Raw genomic sequence first — 16,365 nt, 5'->3', positions numbered from 1 at the left:
ACCACGCCGGCATCACGCCGTGTGGTCGACGACCACCTTGCCGAAGACCTCGCCGGAGTGCAGCCGGGTGAACGCGTCGGAGATGTCGCTGAACGGCACCACCCGGTCCACCACCGGCCGGACCCCGTGCTCGGCGCAGAACGCGAGCAGCTCGGTCAGCTCGTCCGGGGTGCCCATGGACGTGCCGAGGATCTCCAACTGCATGGCGAAGACGCGGCGCAGGTTGACAGTGGGCTCGTGCCCGGCGGTCGCGCCGGAGACCACGATCCGGGCCATCGGCGCGGCCGACTTCAGCGAGTGGTCGAACGTGGCCGCGCCGACCGTCTCGATCACCACGTCGACCCGCTCCGGCAGGCGCGCGCCGGGCTCCAGCGCGGTGGCGCCCAGCTCGGTGATCCGCTCCCGCTTGGCGGCGTCGCGGCTGGTCGCGTACACCCGCTTGCCGAGCGCGACGGCGAGCGCGACCGCCGCGGTGGCCACGCCCCCGCCGGCGCCCTGGACCAGCACCGACTCGCCGTCGGCGACGCGGCCCTTGGTGGTGAGCATCCGCCACGCGGTGAGCCAGGCCGTGGGCAGGCACGCCGCGTCGGTCGCCGCCAGGCCGTCGGGCAGCGGCAGCAGGTTCATCCGGGGTACGGCGACCAGCTCGGCGAACGTGCCGGGGAAGTGCTCGGAGAGGATGGAGACGCCGCGCGGGTCGCCCGGGGTGGGCACCACCGGGTAGATGACCACCTCGTTGCCGTCCGGGTCGGTGCCGACCGCGTCGCAGCCGAGGATCATCGGGAGCTGGTCCGCGGTCAGGCCCACGCCACGCAGCGACCAGAGGTCGTGGTGGTTGAGCGAGCTGGCCCGCACCCGCACGGTGACCCAGTCGTCCTGCGGGTGGACCGGCTCGGGACGGTCGCCGACGGCGAGCGCGGCGAGCGGGTTGTCGGCGTCGAAGGCCGAGGCATAGGCGGCACGCATGATCGGCACGGTAACAAGCTGAGCGGGCGTTAAGAAGGGGCCCTTCCTATGCGAAATGCGATAAGAAGGGGCCCTTCCTTACACCTCAGCGGCGGGCGACGCCGTCGCGGCGCGCGGCTTCGGCGACCGCGTCGGCGACCGCCGGGGCGACGCGCGGGTCCAGCGGGGACGGCACGATCGCGTCCGCGGTCAGCGACTCGGCCACCACGCCCGCGATGGCGTCGGCGGCGGCCACCTTCATCCCGTCGGTGACCCGGGTGGCCCCGGCGTCCAGCGCGCCCCGGAACACGCCGGGGAAGGCGAGCACGTTGTTGATCTGGTTGGGATAGTCGCTGCGCCCGGTGGCGACCACCGCGACGTGCCGGGCGGCCACCTCGGGGTGCACCTCCGGCGTGGGGTTGGCCAGCGCGAAGACGATGCCGCCGGGGGCCATGCCGGCCACCGCCGCCTCCGGGATCTGCCCACCGGAGACGCCGACCAGCACGTCCGCGCCGCGCAGCGCCTCGGTGACGTCGCCCCGGCGGCCCTCGGCGTTGGTCAGCTCGGCCAGCTCGGCCTTGGTGCCGGTCAGCTCGCGGTGCCGGCCGATGATGCCGCGCGAGTCGCAGACCACCACCCGGGCCGGGTCGACCCCGCCGGCGATCAGCATCTTCGTCACCGCCACGCCGGCCGCGCCGGCGCCGCTGACCGCGACCCGCAGGTCACCGAGCTTACGGTTGAGCAGCGTCGCCGCGTTACGCAGCGCGGCCAGCACCACGATCGCGGTGCCGTGCTGGTCGTCGTGGAAGACCGGGATGTCGAGCGCCTCGTCCAGTCGGCGCTCCACCTCGAAGCAGCGCGGCGCGCTGATGTCCTCCAGGTTGATGCCGCCGAACGAGGGCGCGAGCGCCTTGACCGTCGCCACGATCTCGTCCACGTCCTGGGTGTCCAGGCAGACCGGTACCGCGTCCACGCCCCCGAACTGTTTGAACAGCACCGCCTTGCCCTCCATCACGGGCAGCGCGGCGCGTGGGCCGATGTTGCCCAGGCCGAGCACGGCGGAACCGTCGGTGACCACGGCGACGGTGTGCGACACCCAGGTGTAGGTGTCGGCGAGCGCGGGGTCGGCGGCGATCGCCTCGCAGACCCGGGCGACCCCCGGGGTGTACGCGAGGGAGAGGTCCTCCCGGCTGGTCAGCGGCACGGTGGAGGCGACGGCCATCTTGCCGCCGAGGTGGAGCCGGAAGACGGGATCAGCGGGGTCCGGGGTGGACGCAGACATGGTGACTCCAGGATCTGTCGAGCAGACGGACCGGCCGGCGCGGTCAGCGGTGGTCAGCGACCGGCGGGGCGGCGGTGCGGGGGTCACCCGGGCACGTTCCGAGCATAGCCACGCACCGGCTCCCAGGATGTGAGCGGGGTCATATCCACGGCTACCCCTGCCGGCCCCTGATCCGTCCCGGACGCGGCCACCACCGCGCCACCACCCGGCCCTGGACGTCGGCCACGCCGTACGCCCGGGAGTCGTCGGTGACCAGGTCGTTGTCGCCGCGCAGCCACCAGCCACCGTCCCGTGGCTCGACCGCGCGCTTCACCACCAGCAGGTCCGGCCGGCTGCGGAAGACCGCGACCACCACGTCGCCGGCGCGGACCGGCCGGCCACCGGTGCGGACCAGCACCGCGTCGCCGTGGCGCAGCGTCGGGGACATGGACGGGCCGGTGATCAGCACGGGCAGCACGGGTTTCACCTCCCGCCCGCTGGAAAGCATCTCCAGGAGTAATGTCGTCTTGGATCATCGCAAACATCCCATGGAGGACCCTGATGCGCCTTCCCCGCATCCTCACGCCCCGGGTGACCGCTAGTGCCCACTGTGACCTGCCCTGCGGCGTCTACGACCCGGCCCAGGCCCGGATCGAGGCCGAATCGGTCAAAATGATCTGCGAGAAGTACCAGGCGAACACCGACCCGGAGTTCCGGACCCGCGCCATCCTGATCAAGGAGCAGCGGGCCGACCTGGTCAAGCACCACCTGTGGGTGCTCTGGACCGACTACTTCAAGCCGGCGCACTTCGAGAAGTACCCGCACCTGCACCAGCTCTTCAACGAGGCCACCAAGCTGGCCGGCGCGGCCGGCGCCAAGGGCGGCACCGACCCGGCCAAGGCCGACGAGCTGCTCTCGAAGATCGACGAGATCTCCAAGATCTTCTGGGAGACCAAGCAGGCGTGACCTCGCCTGGCACGGCACCGACGATCCGGCCGGTACGTCCCGAGGACGTACCGGCCGTCGTCGCGATGGTGCACGAACTCGCCGCGTACGAGCGCGCCCCGGAGCAGTGCCATCTCACCGTCGAGCAGCTCCACGCGGCGCTCTTCGCGCCTGCGCCGGCGTTGTTCGGGCACGTCGCGGTGGACGCGGCGGACGCACCGGTGGGCTTCGCGCTCTGGTTCCTCAACTTCTCCACCTGGGCCGGTGTGCACGGCGTCTACCTGGAGGACCTCTACGTCCGCCCGGACGCCCGGGGCACCGGCGCCGGCCGGCAACTGCTGGCCACGCTGGCGGCGATCTGTGTGGAGCGCGGCTACCAGCGACTCGACTGGTGGATGATCAACTGGAATCCGGCGGCCCGCTTCTACGCGTCCATCGGGGCCACCCCGATGGACGAGTGGACGCCGTACCGGCTGGCCGGGGCCGCGTTGCGCGACCTCGCCGCGCTGGCGACGCCCGCGCCCACGCGCCCGGCCGCCCGACCGGGTAGAGTCCCGCACCGGGGGGATGAGGCGTGACTCAACTGACCGGGCAGCCGACGACGGACGACGACGTCGTGCACCTCACCGTGCCCGCCGACGGTGGTTACCTCGGCGTGCTCCGCACCGCCACGGCCGGGCTCGCGGCCCGGCTCCAGTTCGCCCTCGACGAGATCGAGGATCTGCGCATCGCGGTGGACGAGGCGTGCGCCATGCTGCTCGCCATCGCCACCCGCGACGCCGAGCTGGAGTGCCGCTTCGCGGTCACCGAGGACGCGCTCACCGTCGAGGTGACCGTGCCGACCGTGCGGGGCGCCACGCTGCCGTCCGAGTCGTCCTTCGCGTGGAAGGTGCTCACGGCGCTGACCACCGGGGCCGGCGCCAAGGCGGTCGACGGGCGCGCCACCATCTCGCTGCTGACCCGTCGCGCCGGCGGCTACTGAGCGTCCGGCCGCGCGCCGAAGCCGAGCGCCCGGTTGGTGGGACCGCTCACCAGCAGCGCGACCATGCCGATCCCGAGCGCCATCAGCGGCAGTCCGAGCCAGCCCAGCCCGCCGGAGATCATGTACCACCCGATCGGCAGCAGCATGAGCTGGAGCACGATGGCCGGTGCGCGGGCACCGGACCGACGCCGGGACAACGAGCCGCCGAGCGCCCAGAGCACGACGGCCCCGGCCACCGCGAACGCCGTGATCAGCAGCGCGGAGGTGAGGTCCGTGGTGCGGGCGGTGAGGTCGGACCAGATCAGCCACACCGCGATCAGCCCGAGCGCCACCGCCTCGACGCGCAGCACGAGCACCGCCGCGCGGAGCGGGCCGGGGACCGGGTCCGAGTCGATCGTCACGGCCGCCACGATACCGGTGGGTAGTCGCGGTAATGTGCCGCCCATGCGGGCCGTCCTGGTGGTCAATCCGAAGGCCACCACCACGAGTGAGCGCAGCCGGGACGTACTGGTCCGGGCGTTGCGCAGTGAAGTCGACCTGTCGGTGCGCTACACCCGCCGGCGGGGCCACGCCATGGATCTGGCCCGGGAGGCCGCCCAGGAGGGCGTCGACCTGGTGGTCACGCTCGGCGGTGACGGCACCGTCAACGAGGTGGTCAACGGGTTGATGGCGGCGGAGCCGCCGACGTTCCGCACCGGGCCGACCTCGGCCGAGCGGTTGCCGGCGCTGGCCACCGTGCCGGGTGGTTCGACGAACGTCTTCGCCCGCGCGCTCGGGCTGCCGCGGGAGTGGCCGGACGGCACCAGCATGATCCTGGAGGGGTTGCGCCTGGGTCGGTCCCGCACGATCGGGCTGGGCCGGGCGGACGACCGCTACTTCACGTTCTGCGCGGGCTTCGGGTTGGACGCGGCGGTCATCCGCCGGGTGGAGCAGGCCCGCAAACGGGGCCGGGTGTCCACTCCGGCGCTCTACTTCCGGTCCACGGCGAGCCAGTACTTCGTCGGCTCGGACCGCCGCCACCCGTCGATCACGTTGGAGCGTCCGGGTGAGGCGCCGGCGACGGAGCTGTCCACCGCCATCATCCAGAACACCGCGCCGTGGACGTACCTCGGCGACCGGGAGATCAACCCGAACCCGGAGGCGTCGTTCGACCTCGGGCTGGATGTGCTCGCGCTGCGACAGCTCAAGGTGGCCAGTACGGCACGGACAGTGACGCAGTTCTTCTCCCGGCAACCCGATCCGCACGGCAAGCAGGTGCTCCGCCTGCACGACCTGTCGGAGTTCACACTGCTCACGGCGCGTCCGCTGCCGTTCCAACTGGACGGGGACTACCTCGGCGAGCGGGAAAAAGTCAGATTCACCTCCGTACCCGCCGCACTGAGAGTAATCTGCTAGGCCTCGGGTATCCCCGTCGGTTGACGCGGACCGCACCGCGAGGGTGAGGGCCGCCACGCCGAGGAAGGATGCCGGAAATGTCAGCAACGTCACGCAGACCGTACTATATTGATCCTCGACTGTGGCACGCCGGGTAACGAGAGCCCTCGCAAACCGGGACAAACGGGTGGTGAGGCCGCTCACTGTTCGGAGTTTTTCCGAGCGTCACCCTTGACATCGCTGTAGTTCGTGAAAGTATTCACAAGCGAACTCGTGTTACCGGGACATTGCCTGGATATGCTCGTCAGGTTGAGCTGTTCCAGCAGGTCCAGGGGCCCGCAGCCTGCTCACGCAGAGCCGAATTGACGGATGCTGACCGTCACCGATCGGTAATGCGGATGCATATAGGAATAGCAACGAAGCGTTTTCTGGCCACCACTAAGAATGAGGAGTGTTGCCGCCATGGACTGGCGCCACGATTCGGTCTGCCGCGACGAGGACCCGGAGCTGTTCTTCCCGATCGGGACGTCCGGCCCGGCTCTCCTGCAGGTGGAGCAGGCCAAGGCCGTCTGCCGGCGCTGCCCTGTGACCGACCAGTGCCTGCAGTGGGCGCTGGAGTCCGGTCAGGACGCCGGCGTCTGGGGCGGGATGAGCGAGGAGGAGCGCCGCGCGGTCAAGCGCCGCGGCGGTCTCCGGGTGCTGCGCGCTCACTCCGCCTGACCCACTCACGCCGCACGCCCCGGCCGGGATCCCGGCCGGGGCGTTCTGCTGTTCGGAGAAGCCGGTCAGGCCGGGGCGGCTGCTCTCCGGGCCGCTCGACGGGCGCGCCGACGACGGGCGCGCCGACGACGAGTGCCGGTCAGGCCGCCGCCGTCACCCGCCGCCACACCAGTTCGGCAAGCTCCGGGAGGTCGGTGAGCGGGTCGGCGACCGCCACCGCGCCGGCCGAGCGGGCCGCCGCGCGTACCCCGTCGTGGAACCGGCCCGGCGCCAGGAAGTAGGCGGCCACCGCGACCCGGCGGGCGCCCGCCGCGCGCAACCGCCGCACCGCGCCCCCCACCTCCGGAGGCGCCGCCGAGGCGTACGACACCCGGCAGGGCACGCCCAGCCCGGTGCCGAGCGCCGCGGCGACCCGGCCCACCGAGGCCCGCGCGGCGGGATCCCGGGTGCCGGCCGCGGCCAGCACCACCGCGTCCGCGTCCGTCCCGGCGGCCTCGCCCAGCCGGCGCCGCAGGCCGGAAAGAAGCCGACCGTCGACCACGCCGCCGGTCGGCCCCAGCACCTCGGTCACCCGCACGTCGAGGCCCGCGCCGGCCGCCGCGACCGCCGCCGGGATGTCCACCTTCCGGTGGTACGCGGCGGTCAGCAGCAACGGCACCAGGACCACCCGGGAGTGCCCGTCGGCGGCCAGTCGCCGCAGCACGTCGGCCGGCCCGGGATCGGTGTGGTCGAGCCAGGCCGGCAGCACCGGCCGGCCGGGACAGCCGACGCCCACCGCCCGGGCCAGCGCCCGCGTCGCCTCCGCCGCGCGCGGGTCACGGCTGCCATGCGCCACCAGCACCACCGGTGACGCGTCGGTCAGGTGTGCAGGCCGCACTCGGTCTTCTCGAACATCGCCCAGCGCCCGGCCCGCGGGTCCTCCCCCGCCTTCAGGCGACGGGTGCACGGCCAGCAGCCGATCGAGCCGTAGCCCTTGGCGAACAGCTCGTTCACCGGGATGTCGTGGCGGGCCACGTACGCGTCCACCTCACGCTGCGTCCAGGCGGCGATCGGGTTCACCTTGACCTTGCCGCGACGCGGGTCGAACCCCACCACCGGCGTGTTCGCGCGGGTCGGCGACTCGTCCCGGCGCAGCCCGGCGGCCCAGGCGTCGTACCCGGCCAGCGCCCGTTCCAGCGGCTCCACCTTGCGCAACTGGCAGCAGTCGTCCGGGGACCTGTTGAACAGGCGGGGCCCGTACTGGCCGTCCTGCTGGCCGACGGTCATCCGGGGGCGGATCGAGCGGACCCGCACCGGCATCCGCCGGGCCACCTCGTCACGCACCCGGAGCGTCTCCGGAAAGTGCAGCCCGGTGTCGAGGAACACCACGTCGACGCCGGGCGCGACCCGGGAGACCAGGTGCGCCAGCACCCCGTCGGCCATCGAGCTGGTCACGCAGAACCGCTCGCCGAACGTCTGCACCGCCCAGCGGGCGATCTCCAGCGCGGGCGCGTCCGCCAGCTCCCGCCCGGCCTCCTCGGCCAGCGCGCGCAGCTCCGCCGGGTCCCGCCGGGCCGGGTCGGCCGGAGCGGCGCCGCCGACCAGACCCAGACCGGCGGCGGAGACCAGGCCGGTCACCGGGCCACCGCCCGGCCCAACAGCCCGGTGAACTTCACCGAGAAGACCCGCGCGCAGGCGTGGCACTCCCAGGCGCCGTGCCCGGCCTCGTGCGGTCGCAGGTCCTCCTCCCCGCAGTACGGGCAGTAGAGAGGCGCAGATCGAGCGTCACTCACCGAAGCTCCTCCTCGTCGACTCTGATGACCCAGTTGGCGAAGCTCTCGCCGTCGGTCCGGCCGGCCAGGTAGCGGCGGGCCAGCCGTTCCACGTACTCCGGAAGCTCGTCGGCCGTGGTCTTCAGGCCGCGCAGCTTGCGGCCGAAGCCGGCGGTCTGCCCGGCGGCCATGCCGAGGCCGCCGCCCAGGTGCACCTGGAAGCCCTCGACCTGCCGCCCGTCCGGACCGACCACGAGCTGGCCCTTGAGCCCGATGTCCGCGACCTGGGTGCGGGCGCAGGCGTTCGGGCAGCCGTTCAGGTGGATGGAGATGTCCGCGTCGAAGTCCCGCAGCCGCTCCTCCAGCCGGGCCACCAGCTCCTCACCGCGCCGCTTGGTCTCCACGATGGCCAACTTGCAGAACTCGATGCCGGTGCAGGCCATGGTGCCGCGCCGCCAGGCCGACGGCCGGGCCTCCAGACCGATTCCGCGCAGCGCCGTCACCAGCTCCTCGGTCCGCTCCGGCGCGACGTCCAACACCAGCAGCTTCTGGTACGGGGTGAGCCGCACCCGGCCGCTGCCGTGCGCCTCGACCACGTCGGCCAGCGCGGCGAGCTGGGTGCCGGACACCCGGCCCACCACCGGGGCCGCGCCGACGTAGTTCGCGCCGTCGCGCTGCGGGTGCACGCCGATGTGGTCGACCGGCTTCGCCGGCAGCTCCGCGGCCGGCCCGTCCAGCAGCGCCCGGCCCAGGTACTCCTTCTCCAGCACCTCGCGGAAGTGCTCCACGCCCCAATCTGCGACCAGGAACTTCAACCGGGCGCGGTTGCGCAGCCGGCGGTAGCCGTAGTCACGGAAGATGCCGACCACGCCGGCCCACACGTCCGGCACCTCGTCCAGCGGCACCCAGACGCCGAGCCGCTTGGCCAGCATGGGGTTGGTGGAGAGCCCGCCGCCGACCCAGACGTCGAAGCCGGGGCCGTGCTCCGGGTGCTCGACCCCGAGGAGCGCGATGTCGTTCGCCTCGTACGGCGTGTCGACCAGCCAGGAGATCGACGTCTTGAACTTGCGGGGCAGGTTGGAGAACTGCTTGTCGCCGACGTACCGGCGGACGATCTCGTCGATGGCCGGGGTCGGGTCGAGCACCTCGTCCCGGGCCACGCCGGCGACCGGGCTGCCGAGCACGATCCGGGGGCAGTCGCCGCACGCCTCGGTGGTCTGGAGGCCGACCGCCTCCAGCCGACGCCAGATCTCCGGCATGTCCTCGACCCGGATCCAGTGGTACTGGATGTTCTGCCGGTCGGTGATGTCGGCGGTGTCCCGGGCGAACTCGCGGGAGATCTCCGCGACCACCCGGAGCTGGGCGAGGCTGAGCTGACCGCCGTCCACCCGCACCCGGAGCATGAAGAACTCGTCCTCCAGCTCCTGCGGCTCCAGCACGGCGGTGCGCCCGCCGTCGATGCCGGCCTTGCGCTGGGTGTAGAGCCCCCACCAGCGGAACCGGCCGCGCAGGTCCTGCGGGTCGATCGAGGCGAAGCCCCGGTGGGCGTAGATGTTCTCGATCCGGTCCCGCACGTTCAGCGGGTCGTCGTCCTTCTTGATCCGCTCGTTGGGGTTGAGCGGCTCACGGTGCCCGAGCGCCCACTGGCCCTCGCCGCGCGGCCGGCGGGGCGCCCGGGCGACGGGAGCCGAAGCGTCCGAGCGGGTGGGGGTGTTGCTGACCGCCATCGCGGCGTCCTCCGTTGTCTGCTGCGGTGCCTGGGAGCGCGGACGCGGCGGCCGGCCCTGGGGAGGGCCGTGGACGGCGGTGTCGCTGACGGCCGGCGCGGAGCGCCCGAGACAAATGGGTCGGGCGTCGTCAGTGGGCCGGACAGATCGCGCTGCGCACGCGGCCGTAGTCAACGTGGCGACGGGCCACGAAGCGGCGGACGACAGCGGCGGTCATGTGCATCATGCTGCCACACCCGCCGGACCACCGGCTAGCGGCCGACCCGCTGATCCCACATCACGGGCGTCCCATCTCAATCGACACCCGTCCACCCCTTACCCCCCGTGACCAGCATCACTTCCGTCAACCCGCGCTTCTCCCCACCCCGACCCACCCCGTGCCGCCGCCCCGGCCGCCCCCGGCCCGTCGATCATGAAGTTGGCGGCGACAAAAGGGCCGGCGGGAGCGGTCAACCTCATGATCGACGAGCCGAGGGCCCTCGGTGGGTGGCCCGACCCGGGTGGAATCGGTGGAGCGGGACGGCGGGGGCGGGCGGGCGTGTGACGCTGCGGAGTGTGAGCGTGTTCACCGAACCTGCGCCGGGCCGGGCCCGACCCGGTTGGCCGGTGTGGGCGGTCCCCGGGTTGGTCACCCTGGCGATCACGCTTTTCGGGCTCGGGCACGCGCAGCCCTGGCGGGACGAGTTGGCCACCTGGAGCACCGCCACCCGCCCGCTGCCGGACCTGGTCCGGCTCACCCGCACCATCGACGCCGCCACCGGGCCGTACTACCTGCTCATGCACGGGTGGACCGCGTTGGCCGGCACCTCCCCCACGGCGCTGCGGCTGCCCTCCGCGCTCGCCATGGGGGCCGCCGCCGCGCTGACCGCCCGGCTCGGCGCGCGCCTCGCCGGCGACCGGGCCGGGCTCCTGGCCGGGCTGCTGTTCGCCGTCCTGCCGGCCACCTCGCGCTACGGCCAGGAGGCCCGCCCGTACGCGCTCGCCACGCTGCTCGCCGTGCTCGCCACGCTGCTGCTGGTCGACGCGTTGCGCCGCCCGTCCCGGCGGCGCTGGGCCGGGTACGCGGTCGCGGTCGCCGCCCTCGGTCTGCTCCACCTGATCGCGCTCACAGTGCTCGCCGCGCATGCCGTGGCGGTGCTGCCGACCGCCGCCCGCGGCCCGGCCGCCGCCGGCCTCGGCCCGGCCGACCAACCCCGACCCGACCCCCTCGACGCGCCCCCGCCCGGCGACCCGGGAGCGGAGGCGACGCACCTGGCCGGCGGGGCGGCACCGGCGCCCGGCCGGCGGGTGCTCGCGTGGTGGCTGCTGGCGCTGCTCCCGGCCGTCGCGCTCGTCACCCCGCTGGCGTCGATCGCCCGGGGCCAGCGCGGCCGGCAGCTCGACTGGGTCGATCCGGCCCGCCTGCCGGACCTGGTGTCGCTGCCGGGCGGGCTGGCGCAGAGCGGCGTGGTGGGCGGGTTCCTGCTGGGACTCGCCGCGCTCGGGGCGGTTCGGCTCGGTCGGCGGGCGCTGTTGCCCGGGGCGGCGGCGCTGCTGCCGGTGCTGCTGCTCTTCACCGCCGGCACGCTGGTCCCGCTCTGGGTGACCCGCTACCTGCTCTTCATCGTGCCGTTCGGCTGCCTGCTGGCCGGGGCCGCACTGGCCGCGGCGACGCCGGCCGGCAGCCGACCGGCCGTGGCGGGACCACTCGAGTCAGAGCCGCCCGAAACAGCTCCGCGCGGAACAAGGCCGGGCGGAGCAGCCCCGCCTGGGACCGGGCTCGGGGCGGCGCTGGCCGTGATCGTCCTGGCCGGGCTGCTCGGGCTGCCCGATCAGGCGGCGCTGCGGCGTACCCACGAGTGGCCCCGCAGCGCCCCGGTCGACTACGCGGGCGCGGCCGGGATCGTCGCCGCCGGTGCACGGCCGGGCGACGCGATCGTGTACTCCCCCCGGGACGGCTGGCTGTTCCCGGATCTGGGCCTGGCGTACCACCTGGGGTCGCGGCTGCCCCGCGACGTGCTGGTGGTCCGCGACCAGCGGGCGGACGCGAGCCTCTGGGCCACCGAGTGCGGCGACCCGGCGCGCTGCCTGGCCGGCGTGGACCGGGTCTGGCTGGTGGTCACCGGCCGCCGGGCGGACCCGCTGGCGGCGGTGCCCGGCGCGAAGGGCGAGGCGTTGCGGGACGGCTTCCCGGTCCGCCAGGTCTGGCCCCGTCCGGGGCTCACGGTGGCGTTGCTCGCCCGGTGAGGCGGTCGCGCGGGCGTCAGGGCGGCCCCGCCCGGCCGGTGAGACGGTCGGTGGTGCCGCGGGCCAGCGGGACGACGAGCACCGCCTCGGTGCCCCCGGTGGTGCCGTTGCGCAGCTCGATGGTGCCGCGCAGCTCGCCGGTGACGAGCGCCCGGACGATCTGGAGCCCCAGGTTGCCGCCGCGCTCGGCGTCGAACTGCTCGGGCAGGCCGCGACCGTTGTCGGTGACCGAGACGTGGAGCTGCTTGCGGTGCCGGTGCACCGAGACCACCACCTCGGGTCGCGGCGCGTCCGCCGGGGCGGGGGCGGCCTCCTCGTCGGCCGGCGGGAAGCCGTGTTCCACGGCGTTGAGCAGCAGCTCGTTGAGCACCATCACCAGCGACGTGGCGATCTCGGCGGGCAGGACGCCGAAGCTGCCCCTGCGACGCATGCCGACGGTCACCTCGGTGGCGGCCACCTCGGTCGCGGCGCTGGCCACCCGGTCCACGATGCCGTCGAACTCGACCGCCTCGTCGCTGGACATGGAGAGCGTCTCGTGCACCAGCGCGATCGAGGCGACCCGGCGTACCGACTCCTCCAGCGCGACGCGGGCCTCCGGCATGGACACCCGGCGAGCCTGGAGGCGCAGCAGCGCGGCGACGGTCTGGAGGTTGTTCTTCACCCGGTGGTGGATCTCCCGGATGGTGGCGTCCTTGGTGATCAGGGCGCGGTCGCGGCGGCGTACCTCGGTGATGTCGCGGACCAGGACCAGCGCGCCGATCGGCACACCGGCGGGCATCAGCGGCAGCGCCCGGGTGAGCATGGTGGCGCCCCGGGCGTCGATCTCGCGGCGCGGCGGGGCCTCGCCGCGCAGCGCGGCGAGCACCGCGTTGCCGGCGTCGGTGCCCTCCAGGGGGTCGCCGGCCAGGCGGCGGTGCAGCTTGGCCAGGTCCTCCCCGACCAGGTGGGAGGCGAAGCCCAACCGGCGGTACGCGGACTGCGCGTTCGGGCTGGCGTAGGTGACCTTGCCGTTGGCGTCGAGCCGCACCAGCCCGTCGCCGACCCGGGGCGCCGAGGTGGTCTCGCCCGGGTGCCGGGGCGGCGGGAACGTGCCGTCGGCGATCATCTGGGCCAGGTCGTCGGCGGTGGTCAGGTAGTTGAGTTCGAGCTGGCTCGGGGTACGCGCGGTGGAGAGGTTGGTGTCCCGCCCGACCACGGCGACCACCTCGCCGCTCTCCCCGTCGCCGGTGCGCAGCCGCACCGGGATGGCCTCGTGCCGGGCCGGCACGTCGCCGTACCAGACCGGGTCGCCCTCCCGCCAGATCCGGCCCTGCCGGTGGGCCACCTCCAGGTGCGCCACCTCGGGCCCGCCGACGATGCGGCCGACCTGGTCGTCGAGGTAGGCGGTCGGGGCGGTGGTGGGGCGGACCTGCGCCACGCAGAGGAAGGTGCCGTCGCCGTCCACCGGCACCCAGAGCAGCAGGTCGGCGAAGGAGAGGTCGGACAGCAACTGCCAGTCGCCGGCGATCCGGTGGAGGTGGTCGATGTCGGCCGGCCGGAGCGTGGTGTGCTCCTCGGCGAGGTCACGGAGGGTGGACACGCCCCACAGCGTGCCACGCCCGGCTCACATCGTGGTCGTGACCTTCTTCAACCCGCGCGGCGCGTCCGGGTCCTCGCCGCGGGTCAGCGCCAGCGCCAGCGCGAGCCGTTGCAGCGGCAGGATGTCGAGCAGCGGCGCGTACCGCTCGTCGACCTCCGGCACCGCCATCCGGGTCTCCCCGACGTCGGCGGAGCCGACCACCACCACGTCGGCCCGGCGTTCGCCCAGCCGGGGCAGCACCTCCCGCATCGACGTGCCGCCGGGGCCGGAGCCGACCACGGCGAGCACCGGCACGTCCGGGTCGGTCATGGCGAGCGGGCCGTGCAGCAGGTCGGCGCCGGAGAAGGCGAGCGCCGGCAGGTACGACGTCTCCATCAGTTTGAGCGCCGCCTCCCGGGCGGTCGGGTACGCGTAGCCCCGGCCGGTGGTGACGAGCTGGGCGGCGAACCGGTAGCGCGGGGCGAGCCGGGCCGGGGTGTCGTCGGCGAGCGTGCGCGCGGCCAGCTCGGGCAGGCGGGCCAGCGCGGCCCGCTCGTCGGCGGGCAGCACGCCGTCGCCGGCGCGTACGCCCTCGATGAGCATGAGCAGCGCGAGCAGCTCGGCGGTGTAGGTCTTGGTGGCGGCGACCGCCCGCTCGTGGCCGGCGGCCACGTCGACGCTCAGCTCGGCGGTCTCCACCAGCGGCGAGTCGGGGTTGTTGGTGACGGCCAGGGTGAGCGCGCCGGAGGCGCGGGCCACCCGGAGCACCTCGGCGAGGTCGGGCGAGCCGCCGCTCTGGCTGACGCCGACGACGAGCGCGTCGGACAGGTCGGGGCGGGCGCCGAAGACGGTGATCGCGCTGGGCGAGGCGAGCCCGGCGGGCAGGCCGAGGCGGATCTCGGTGAGGTACGCCGCGTAGAGCGCCGCGTGGTCGGAGGTGCCCCGGGCGGTGAAGACCACGTGCCGGGGTCGTCGCTCGGCGACGGCCGCCGCGACCCGGGCGATGGCGTCCGCGTGCTCGGCGGTGAGCAGACGCTCGTAGCCGGCCGGCTGCTCGTCGATGTCGGCGGCCATGCCGGCCCCTGGACGTGTCACCCCACACCCCCTTCTGCGCGATTGCCGCGCGTTCGATGCTCAGTCTTGCACGTTTGCGCCGCAACCAGCAAAGCAATGAGCAGTAGTGCGCAGTGGATCACCACTCGTCGACAAGATCCCCTAGGCTTGCCCGGCTGACCGACCCGCCGGCGAGAGGACGACGTGCCCGAGGACGACGCCGCGCTCTCCGCGGAGGAGGAACTCGCGCTGGCCCGGCTGGCGCTGGGCGAGGGCGACCTCCGGCACGCCGCCGACCACGTGGCCGCCGCGCTGGTGCGCTCCCCCACGCTGCCCGAGGCGCACGAGACGCTCGCCCGGCTCGCCGCGGCCAGCGGCGGCGACCTGGATCTCTTCCCGCTCGGCCAGCACGCCTTCGTCGGCGCCGTGGTGGCCCGGGCGCACCTGCTCGCCGCCGCCGGCCGCCCCGCCGAGGGGCTCGACCTGCTGGCCGCCGCCACCGGCTACGCGCCCGGCGCGCCGTGGGCCGCCGTGCCCTGGGTGACCGCCGCCGACCTGCCGGAACGGCTCGACCCGGAGCGCGCCGCCCGGATCCTCATGCAGGTCTGCGCCGCCGCGCCCGACCCGGTCCCGCGCCGGCTGCGCGAGCCGCTCCAGCCGTACCTCACGCTGGCCCGCAACGCGATCACCGTGCATCCGGACCACCCGCTGCTGCTGGGCGCGGCGTCCGCGCTGGCCCGGCGGCTCGGCGAGGTCGCCCTCGCGGTCACCTGGGCCACCCGGGGGGTACGCGCGGAGCCCACCAAACTCGGCGAGGTGTGGCTCGGGTACGCGTACCGCAGCGCCGGCCGGACCGCCGACGCGCTGGCCGCGCTGGAACGTGCGGTCGCGCTCGACCCGGACGACCTGGCGGTCTACGCCGACATCGCCGGCACGTTGGCCGACCACGGCCGGCTCGACGCGGCGCTGGGCTGGGTCGACCGGGCGCTGGCCAAGGACCCGACGTTCGACTGCGCCGTGCACACCGCGTACCGGCTGCGTTTCCTGCGCGACGGGAACGTGGACCACCTGGTGGCGCTCGCCGACTTCGTCCGCGACCACCCGGACGACACGCACGAGCACGGCGACCTCGCCGAGTGCTGCCGTGGACGCCCCTGGCTCGGCCAGGTGACCCCGGCCCCCGCCGACCGGCCGCCCGCGCCGGACGACGCCACGCGCCCGTCGGACGACGCGGTGCTGCGGCTCCAGCAGGTGGCGCACCCGGCGTGGCCGCATCCCCCGGCCGCGTACGACGCCGCGGTCGGGCTGGCCACGCTGGACCTGACCGATCTGCTCGGCCTGCTGGCGTACCCGCCGGACGCGCCGCCGACCGCGCTGGGCCGGGTGCTCGGCGCTCAGGACCCGGCGCTCTGGGCCCGGTGCGCGCAGGTCTGGGCGTGTCTCGGCCTGCTGCACCACCGGACCGACGAGCCGTGGGCGGAGTCGACCCGCCGCCGGGTACTGCGGGACCTGGCCGGGGGCGAGCCGGGTGCGGTGGCCGAGGCGGCACTGTTCGCCCTGATCACCGCCGCCTGGGTGGACCCCGCCGTACGCGCCGACGTGGCCGGCCTGGTGGCCGGGCGGCTCGCCGGGGTGGCGGCCGGTCGGGTCCGTCGCACCCCGGCGGCGGTGGCGCTGGCGCATCTGGCGCGGGCCACCCCGGCCCTCGACGCGCCCGCCCGCGCGACGGCCGACGCGCTGGTCGCCGCCGCCGACGCCGGCCCGCTGCGCCGGTTGTGGCGACGCCTCACCGGCCTGTTCCGCCGCGCGGGGCGTTAGGAGGG

Annotated in this window: 17 protein-coding genes; 7 read left to right on the top strand and 10 right to left on the bottom strand. The window is 74.3% G+C overall.

Annotated elements, in window-relative coordinates:
* Window positions 1-12: 12 nt before the first annotated feature.
* The 3 genes from ACZ6O5_RS25070 to ACZ6O5_RS25060 all read right to left on the bottom strand — a co-directional run bounded on the left by ACZ6O5_RS25070 (window position 13) and on the right by ACZ6O5_RS25060 (window position 2,714).
* On the bottom strand, window positions 13-975 hold the full coding sequence (locus ACZ6O5_RS25070) for a zinc-binding dehydrogenase (RefSeq protein ID WP_465980196.1): 963 nt from the start codon (window positions 973-975) through the stop codon (window positions 13-15).
* A 76-nt stretch (window positions 976-1,051) separates the two neighbouring features.
* Window positions 1,052-2,227 (bottom strand): NADP-dependent malic enzyme, encoded by a 1,176-nt coding sequence (locus ACZ6O5_RS25065; RefSeq protein ID WP_396777914.1) that lies wholly within the window; start codon window positions 2,225-2,227, stop codon window positions 1,052-1,054.
* Window positions 2,228-2,378: 151 nt separating this feature from the next.
* Window positions 2,379-2,714 (bottom strand): S24 family peptidase, encoded by a 336-nt coding sequence (locus tag ACZ6O5_RS25060; protein ID WP_107160970.1) that lies wholly within the window; start codon window positions 2,712-2,714, stop codon window positions 2,379-2,381.
* Window positions 2,715-2,767: 53 nt separating this feature from the next.
* On the opposite strand from ACZ6O5_RS25060, the gene sodN reads away from it, so the two are divergent.
* Genes sodN through ACZ6O5_RS25045 form a run of 3 tightly spaced genes read left to right on the top strand, consistent with a single transcriptional unit; the run spans window position 2,768 to window position 4,133 of the window.
* Window positions 2,768-3,172 carry a superoxide dismutase, Ni gene (gene sodN / locus ACZ6O5_RS25055; RefSeq protein WP_107160972.1) on the top strand — a complete coding sequence of 135 codons (405 nt, stop codon included), beginning with the start codon at window positions 2,768-2,770 and terminating at the stop codon, window positions 3,170-3,172.
* The gene (locus ACZ6O5_RS25050) at window positions 3,169-3,729 is read left to right on the top strand and encodes a GNAT family N-acetyltransferase (protein WP_465980195.1); all 561 of its coding nucleotides are present in this window, start codon (window positions 3,169-3,171) and stop codon (window positions 3,727-3,729) included. Before sodN ends, ACZ6O5_RS25050 begins: the two co-directional genes overlap by 4 nt.
* On the top strand, window positions 3,726-4,133 hold the full coding sequence (locus ACZ6O5_RS25045; protein ID WP_107160976.1) for an ATP-binding protein: 408 nt from the start codon (window positions 3,726-3,728) through the stop codon (window positions 4,131-4,133). Before ACZ6O5_RS25050 ends, ACZ6O5_RS25045 begins: the two co-directional genes overlap by 4 nt.
* Here ACZ6O5_RS25045 and ACZ6O5_RS25040 read toward each other — a convergent pair.
* Window positions 4,127-4,534 carry a hypothetical protein gene (locus ACZ6O5_RS25040; protein ID WP_465980194.1) on the bottom strand — a complete coding sequence of 136 codons (408 nt, stop codon included), beginning with the start codon at window positions 4,532-4,534 and terminating at the stop codon, window positions 4,127-4,129. The genes ACZ6O5_RS25045 and ACZ6O5_RS25040 overlap by 7 nt on opposite strands.
* Window positions 4,535-4,577: 43 nt before the next feature.
* On the opposite strand from ACZ6O5_RS25040, the gene ACZ6O5_RS25035 reads away from it, so the two are divergent.
* Complete coding sequence (locus tag ACZ6O5_RS25035; protein WP_281937750.1) at window positions 4,578-5,528, top strand: diacylglycerol/lipid kinase family protein; 951 nt, start codon at window positions 4,578-4,580, stop codon at window positions 5,526-5,528.
* A gap of 441 nt (window positions 5,529-5,969) precedes the next feature.
* The gene (locus ACZ6O5_RS25030; RefSeq protein WP_013288358.1) at window positions 5,970-6,227 is read left to right on the top strand and encodes a WhiB family transcriptional regulator; all 258 of its coding nucleotides are present in this window, start codon (window positions 5,970-5,972) and stop codon (window positions 6,225-6,227) included.
* Window positions 6,228-6,366: 139 nt separating this feature from the next.
* On the opposite strand, the gene ACZ6O5_RS25025 is transcribed toward ACZ6O5_RS25030, so the two are convergent.
* From ACZ6O5_RS25025 to ACZ6O5_RS25010, 4 genes are read right to left on the bottom strand one after another with little or no spacing between them, the layout of a single operon-like run.
* A complete protein-coding gene (locus tag ACZ6O5_RS25025) occupies window positions 6,367-7,104 on the bottom strand; it encodes a sirohydrochlorin chelatase (RefSeq protein ID WP_465980193.1) in 738 nt (245 codons plus the stop codon).
* Window positions 7,086-7,844, bottom strand: a complete 759-nt coding sequence (locus ACZ6O5_RS25020; RefSeq protein WP_281937753.1) for a phosphoadenylyl-sulfate reductase — start codon at window positions 7,842-7,844, stop codon at window positions 7,086-7,088. Before ACZ6O5_RS25020 ends, ACZ6O5_RS25025 begins: the two co-directional genes overlap by 19 nt.
* Window positions 7,841-7,999 carry an IS1 family transposase gene (locus tag ACZ6O5_RS25015; RefSeq protein ID WP_174530537.1) on the bottom strand — a complete coding sequence of 53 codons (159 nt, stop codon included), beginning with the start codon at window positions 7,997-7,999 and terminating at the stop codon, window positions 7,841-7,843. Before ACZ6O5_RS25015 ends, ACZ6O5_RS25020 begins: the two co-directional genes overlap by 4 nt.
* The gene (locus ACZ6O5_RS25010) at window positions 7,996-9,705 is read right to left on the bottom strand and encodes a nitrite/sulfite reductase (protein ID WP_465980192.1); all 1,710 of its coding nucleotides are present in this window, start codon (window positions 9,703-9,705) and stop codon (window positions 7,996-7,998) included. Before ACZ6O5_RS25010 ends, ACZ6O5_RS25015 begins: the two co-directional genes overlap by 4 nt.
* A gap of 555 nt (window positions 9,706-10,260) precedes the next feature.
* Between ACZ6O5_RS25010 and ACZ6O5_RS25005 the strand changes: the two genes are divergently transcribed.
* Window positions 10,261-11,931: a glycosyltransferase family 39 protein gene (locus ACZ6O5_RS25005; protein ID WP_465980191.1), complete on the top strand. Its 1,671-nt coding sequence runs from the start codon at window positions 10,261-10,263 to the stop codon at window positions 11,929-11,931.
* Between the two features lie 16 nt (window positions 11,932-11,947).
* On the opposite strand, the gene ACZ6O5_RS25000 is transcribed toward ACZ6O5_RS25005, so the two are convergent.
* Both ACZ6O5_RS25000 and ACZ6O5_RS24995 read right to left on the bottom strand, forming a co-directional pair.
* Window positions 11,948-13,510, bottom strand: a complete 1,563-nt coding sequence (locus ACZ6O5_RS25000) for a histidine kinase N-terminal domain-containing protein (RefSeq protein WP_465980190.1) — start codon at window positions 13,508-13,510, stop codon at window positions 11,948-11,950.
* Between the two features lie 24 nt (window positions 13,511-13,534).
* The gene (locus tag ACZ6O5_RS24995; RefSeq protein WP_465980292.1) at window positions 13,535-14,563 is read right to left on the bottom strand and encodes an SIS domain-containing protein; all 1,029 of its coding nucleotides are present in this window, start codon (window positions 14,561-14,563) and stop codon (window positions 13,535-13,537) included.
* 183 nt (window positions 14,564-14,746) lie between these two features.
* Between ACZ6O5_RS24995 and ACZ6O5_RS24990 the strand changes: the two genes are divergently transcribed.
* Entirely contained in the window at window positions 14,747-16,360 is a 1,614-nt protein-coding gene (locus ACZ6O5_RS24990) for a tetratricopeptide repeat protein (protein ID WP_465980189.1), read from the top strand.
* The last annotated feature ends 5 nt before the right edge of the window (window positions 16,361-16,365 follow it).

It is taken from the genome of Micromonospora sp. NPDC049201 (genome assembly GCF_055586805.1).
This window is presented reverse-complemented; position numbering and strand designations above follow the sequence as displayed.

Bases quoted from the DNA above. Each gene is read 5' to 3' on its own strand.
- ACZ6O5_RS25065 (WP_396777914.1), bottom strand. From the start codon at position 2,227: ATGTCTGCGTCCACCCCGGACCCCGCTGATCCCGTCTTCCGGCTCCAC.
- ACZ6O5_RS25060 (WP_107160970.1), bottom strand. From the start codon at position 2,714: ATGCTTTCCAGCGGGCGGGAGGTGAAACCCGTGCTGCCCGTGCTGATC.
- sodN (WP_107160972.1), top strand. From the start codon at position 2,768: ATGCGCCTTCCCCGCATCCTCACGCCCCGGGTGACCGCTAGTGCCCAC.
- ACZ6O5_RS25035 (WP_281937750.1), top strand. From the start codon at position 4,578: ATGCGGGCCGTCCTGGTGGTCAATCCGAAGGCCACCACCACGAGTGAG.
- ACZ6O5_RS25030 (WP_013288358.1), top strand. From the start codon at position 5,970: ATGGACTGGCGCCACGATTCGGTCTGCCGCGACGAGGACCCGGAGCTG.
- ACZ6O5_RS25010 (WP_465980192.1), bottom strand. From the start codon at position 9,705: ATGGCGGTCAGCAACACCCCCACCCGCTCGGACGCTTCGGCTCCCGTC.
- ACZ6O5_RS24995 (WP_465980292.1), bottom strand. From the start codon at position 14,563: ATGGCCGCCGACATCGACGAGCAGCCGGCCGGCTACGAGCGTCTGCTC.